This window comes from Micromonospora inyonensis (assembly GCF_900091415.1).
In the GTDB taxonomy this organism is placed as follows: domain Bacteria; phylum Actinomycetota; class Actinomycetes; order Mycobacteriales; family Micromonosporaceae; genus Micromonospora; species Micromonospora inyonensis.
In genome coordinates this window covers 173,650-178,959 of record NZ_FMHU01000001.1, presented here as the reverse complement: position 1 = coordinate 178,959, position 5,310 = coordinate 173,650, and the positions used below count along the sequence as shown (strand labels likewise).

The window sequence follows — 5,310 nt, the reverse complement described above, 5'->3', positions numbered from 1 at the left end:
ACGGCCGGGCGCTCCGGCTCAGGGCCCTGCTGTCACCTCGTCACGGGATCACCGTCAACGACCCGTCAACGAGCGGTCACGACCGTGATGTAGCCGGTCGAGTACACGCTCGTCGCGCTGTTCGGTCCCAGCGTGACGTTTCCTGCCGGCACCTGCTTGGCGAACACGACGAAATAGGGCTGGGCCGTGTCGGTGGTCTTGATGGTCATGCTGGTGGGCGCGAAGCCCTGCTGGTTCAACCACGCCGGCCACCAGTTGTCGACATTCGGTGCCCCACGACTGTCCATGGCGACGTACACGGTGGCGTTGCGCGCGACATTGAAGACCAGGTAGTCCGCCGGCGACGTCATCCGCTTGTCGTTGCTGGAGCCGGGGATCAGCACTCCTCCGTTGAGCGGCCCCGGAATGCTCGAGATCTTGATTGTCCGGTCGACGAAGTGCTTGGCACCGACCTCTGCCGGGCGAACCGTGGACAGCTTCGACGGCTTGCCCACCCGGACGTCCGTGAGTGCGAGCACCGACTGGTTGGGCTGCGTGCTGGGGGTGGCGGACCGGGCGGGCGGAGGGCTGGAGGGCCGTGCCGTCGTGCTGCGCGGGGCGGAAGTGGCGCTCGTGGTCGGGTCCGGTGCCTGCGACGGGCTGTTCGGCGTGGTGGTCCTGGACGTCGCGTTGGGTGACGTCGGGTCATCCGGCGTCTCGGTCCCGAACACGACCGCCGCGCCCACCAGGGTGAGGACCGCGCCGAGCGCGACGGCGACGCGCGTGATCGCGAGCCGTGACCACCGTCGCGGCGCCGTGGGCGGTGGGGCCGCTGGGGGTGTGGGCCCGGCGGGGCCGCTGGCCGGGCTCACCGGCGCAGCCGCCGGCGGCTGCGCCGGCGCCGGCGGCTGCGCCGGGTGCTTCGCGTCGCGCCTGGCCTTGGGCGTCAGCACGGCCGTGGCTGCGGCCGTGGTTGCGGCCCTGGCCGCGGCGGCGAATGCGGCTACGGCTGCGGCTGCGGCTGCGGGCTTGCGCGCAGGCGCGGGTGCGGGTGTGCCGCTGTCACGTTCGGCTGTCGCGGGTGGAGCCTCGGCCCGGACCGCCGCCGCTGCGGTGACCGGCGCGGTCACGGGCCGCCGGGGTGCCGGAATGGCACGCGCCTTCGGGCGGGGTGCGGCGCTGAGCATCGCGGCACCCAGCGCGACCGCGTGCTTCGGATGGGTGTTGATCATGATCGGTCGCCCCAGGGTGTCCCTCAGCAGCCGGTTGACCAGGGGAATCTGGGACGAACCGCCGACCAGAAGCACGGCGGTGAGATCCTGCAGGGTGATTCCGGCGGCGGTCAGGGTCCGCCGGAACGTCTCGATGGTGGTCTCCACGGGCGGCGTGATCATGTGCTCGAACGCTTCCCGGGTCACGGTCACGTGCCGTACCGCCTCGGGCAGCGGCACCTTGATCTCCGCCTTGTCGTGGGTCGACAGTGCCTCCTTCGCGAGCATGCAGTTGCGCTGGAGGGCGGCCAGGACGGACGTGGTGCCGGGATCGGCCGGGTCCAGCGCGGTGACCGCACCGTCCAGTTGGCGGTCCACGTGGTCCATGAGCGCCTGGTCGAAGTCGGCGCCACCGAGCCATTCGATGCCCTCGGGGGTGCCGATGATCTCCAGCCCGTCCCGGCCGTTGCGGACCACCGCACTGTCGAACGTGCCTCCACCCAGGTCGTAGACCGCGAGCAGGCCGTCCGGGGGCAGTGGCTGGGTGGAGCAGTAGTACGTGGCCGCGGCCACCGGCTCCGTGGTGGTGATGACGGTCGGACCGTCCGTCCCGGCCACGGATTCCGACTCGGTCTGCGGACGGGACAGGCCGGCCAGGTGCGGGATGGCGGCGAACTGCTCGCGCCGGTACGGGCCCCACACGGCCGGATGGGTGAGCACGATCCGGTCGGGCGGGCCGCCCTGGGCCTCGCCGACGGTGTCCAGCACGGACCGGAGCAAACCGGCCATCAGGGCGGTGGGGGAGTACGGTGCCCCGTCCAGGACCACCGGGGTGGGATCACCCAGGCGGCGCTTGAACTCCCGCGCCGCCCGGCCGGGGTGCTGCAGACCGAGGCGGTCGGCGGGCTCACCGGTGAGCAGCACGCCCTTCTCGTCGAGAAAGGCGACGGACGGGGTGACGATCGCCTGCCCCGCCAGCGGAGCCATGTTCACAGTCCCGGTGGAGGCGACGGCTGCGGCGGTAAAGCTGGTACCCAGGTCGATACCCATGCTGTACATATTCAGGATCCCCCTCGCCGAGCCCGCTACCACGCAAACGTCATAGTCGGCTGCAACAGCGCCACCACGATACGCCGCTGTCTTCGGGGATCACAAGATCGTCCGCCCAGCCTGCTGGGCGTTGCTGCCGGTGGCGGAGCCTGCGCCGTCCACCGGATCCTGGCGTCCCACGAACTGTGACGACCACGAACCGGTCGGGATCGTGGCCGTCGTCATTGCTGGTCGTGCGGTGTTGCTGTCGGCGACAACCGACATCTCTGTCGGTGTTGCCTGGTTTTGAGAGGTGCCCCCGGCAGGATTCGAACCTGCGCCCCCGCCTCCGGAGGGCGGTGCTCTATCCCCTGAGCTACGGGGGCTCAGCGACCGGGAAAGCGTAGCAAACGCTTCCCGGAACCGCCCAATCGGTATCGGGCGATCCGTCCGCTGGCTGGTGTGACGTTACGTCGTACCTGGTCAAACACGGTGTCCCGGCAATCCGTGCCGGCCCGCCGCCGCCCGCGTCGAGGACACTGCCGTCGGCGGAAGCTCTCGGTCTCCCGCCCGCCCCGGGCGGCGGCGGGGTCGGGTCAGGCCGCCGGTCCGAGGCGACCGGGTCGGGCGGCCACGGCACGCCCGCAGCTGGGCAGCGGGTGCAGCACGATCCGTCGGGGCAGCCGCCGGGGCCACTCGTTCCTCGGCCAGGACCCGTCCATGATCACGTGCACCGTCCGCTCCTCCGTGCCGCTGAGCCGGAGCACGAAGTCCCGGGGGAGTGGCGGGTCCACCGACGGCGTGGTGATCATGAAACGGACCCGTCCCCGGGAGGAGACCGCGGAGACCACGTCCGCCGCCGGCATGGTGCCGCGCAGGCGGACCCGACCGAGCCAGTAGACCTCCGCCAGGTGCTCCTGGGCGGCCCGGGTGATCGCCGGGTACTCGGTGCGGACCCAGTGCTCCACCGCGCCGACGCAGAGCCCGCAGGCCCGTTCCCTCGGCTCCCGGGGGCCCAGCCCCCAGGCCCGCAGGTAGGCCCCGACCGCCCCGGTGTCCATGGACCGGTCGTAGCGGCTCTGGATGAGGCTGGTGAGGCTCTGCCGCGTCCACAGCTCCTCGTCCAGGCCGAACTCGTCGGGGTGGACACCCCGCAGGGCGTCGATCAGGTCGAGTTCCTGTTCGCGGCTGAGCGATCCCGGCTCGCCCGACCGCTGTCCGCGACGGACGGCTGCCACCGTTCCGTCACCGCCGATAGTGTGGCGCCGGCACCAGCTGGTGACCGAGCGTCGTGCGTCTCTGAGTGCAACCCCCACGTCCTGCGCAACGACCCCGAATCACAACTGGTCACGATATGTGGGTAGAAAAAGCTTGAAGCGACCGAATCGGGCAAAAGGTTCGCAAGTTGTGCGGTGTCGTGGGTGGCGACGGTAACGGGATCCTGTCGACCGTCGTCCGCCCCGGAGGGTGCTCTCGCCCCGGGACGACGATCGCCGCCCCGCCAGGCGGGACGACGATCGTCGGAGCGTGGGCGAGGTGGCTCAGCCGCGCAGCCGCGCCAGTGCGTTCTCCAGGTTGGTCAGGTCCTTCTGTTGGGTGTTCTTCATGGTCCGGGCGCTGCGGACCACGTCGGGTTCGTCGGTGGCCTTCACCACCTCGTCGATCATGTGCACCCCGCCGATGTGGTGCCTGATCATCATCTCCAGGAAGAGGACGTCCAGCTCCCGGCCCTGGGCGGCGCGGAGCTTCGCCATCTCCTCCGGGGTGGCCATGCCCGGCATCAGCCCGTTCTCCATCATGTCGGCGCCGTCCGGCACCCACGACATCCGCGGCCGGGAGCCGGTCGGGTCCAGGCCCCAGGAGCGCAGCCAGGTCTGCATCGTGCCCATCTCGCCCTGCTGGCCGGTGGCGATGTCGCCGCCGATCTGGCGTACCTCGGGGTCGGTGCCCTGGTCGAACGCGATCAGCCCCATCTCCACCGCCTGGGCGTGGTGGGTGGTCATGTCCCGGGCGAAACCGGCCTCCGCCGAGGCGTCGCCGGGCCGGGTGAGTCGGGGGGTGAGCAGGCCGCCGGTGTACCCGAGGAGGAGCCCGAGCACGACGGCGACGGCGAGCGCGACGGTGCCCCAGCGCCGTGTCGGGGCCGTCCCCCGACCGCCGTCACCGGCGGCCGGAGTCGCGTTCTCCCTGGTGGTGGCCGTGGTCATCGGTTCAGCCCTGCGTCATCGGGTCGCCGAGGTCGCGCGGAGCGGCACCGGTCGCGGTGATGCCCTGACCGCAGTTGGCGTTCGGGCCCTCGACCGAGGCGTTGATCCGCAGCGTCTTGATGAACTCGTCGATCCGACCGTCGTCGGCGTTGTCGACCTTGAGCTGGTACCCCCAGGCCTGGAGCGAGATCGGCTTGTCGATCCCCTGGAACGGGCTGAGCAGCATCTTCTCCTGGCCGCGCACCCGCTCGGCCAGCTTCTCGACCTGCTCGGCCGGCAGGTCGGGGCGGTAGGTGATCCAGATCGCGCCGTGCTCCAGGCTGTGCACCGCGTGCTCGTTGGCGATCTGCGCGTCGTAGACGTCGCCCTGGCAGTTCTGCCAGGCGGCGTTGTGCGGGCCGGCGACCGGCGGGAGGACCGTGTACTGGATGGCGCCGGTCTGGTGGTTGCCACCCTTGACCAGATCCGGGTCGCTCTTCCGGAAGTTGCTGATGCCGTCGATGGCGGCGGCCCGATCCTCCCACGGCTTCGAGCCCTGGAAGGCGGCCCAGCCGCCGTAGCCGATGATCGCGGCGGCCAGCACACCGACGGCGACGAAGAGCGCGATCGGGCCCCAGGAGCGACCCTGGCTGACCTTCACCGGGGCGATCGGCTTCCGGGGGCCCTTGCCGGCCCCTGCCGGGCGGGTGCCCCCCGCCGGCCGGGCGGCGTCGGTCTTCCCACCGGCCGACTTGCCGCCTGACGCGGGCCTACCGGCCGCCGGCTTCTTGCCGGTGCTGACCACGGACGGACGGCGCTGGTCGCCGCCCGGGGTGCTGATGCTCATGGTGCCTCGTCAGGTCGGTCGGTCAGGAGGGCGTGGCGGGCCGATGACGTGCAGGGTC

The 5,310-nt window shown here is 71.4% G+C and carries 4 protein-coding genes and 1 tRNA gene; all 5 read right to left on the bottom strand.

Annotated elements, in window-relative coordinates; genetic code table 11:
* Positions 1-65: 65 nt before the first annotated feature.
* On the bottom strand, positions 66-2,240 hold the full coding sequence (locus tag GA0074694_RS00830; protein WP_176737737.1) for an Hsp70 family protein: 2,175 nt from the start codon (positions 2,238-2,240) through the stop codon (positions 66-68).
* 293 nt (positions 2,241-2,533) lie between these two features.
* Positions 2,534-2,605 (bottom strand) — tRNA-Arg (locus GA0074694_RS00825).
* A gap of 210 nt (positions 2,606-2,815) precedes the next feature.
* Positions 2,816-3,535: a winged helix-turn-helix domain-containing protein gene (locus GA0074694_RS00820; RefSeq protein ID WP_091450915.1), complete on the bottom strand. Its 720-nt coding sequence runs from the start codon at positions 3,533-3,535 to the stop codon at positions 2,816-2,818.
* 225 nt (positions 3,536-3,760) lie between these two features.
* On the bottom strand, positions 3,761-4,426 hold the full coding sequence (locus GA0074694_RS00815) for a DUF305 domain-containing protein (RefSeq protein ID WP_091450912.1): 666 nt from the start codon (positions 4,424-4,426) through the stop codon (positions 3,761-3,763).
* A 4-nt stretch (positions 4,427-4,430) separates the two neighbouring features.
* Positions 4,431-5,252: a thioredoxin-like domain-containing protein gene (locus GA0074694_RS00810; RefSeq protein WP_091450909.1), complete on the bottom strand. Its 822-nt coding sequence runs from the start codon at positions 5,250-5,252 to the stop codon at positions 4,431-4,433.
* Positions 5,253-5,310 lie beyond the last annotated feature (58 nt).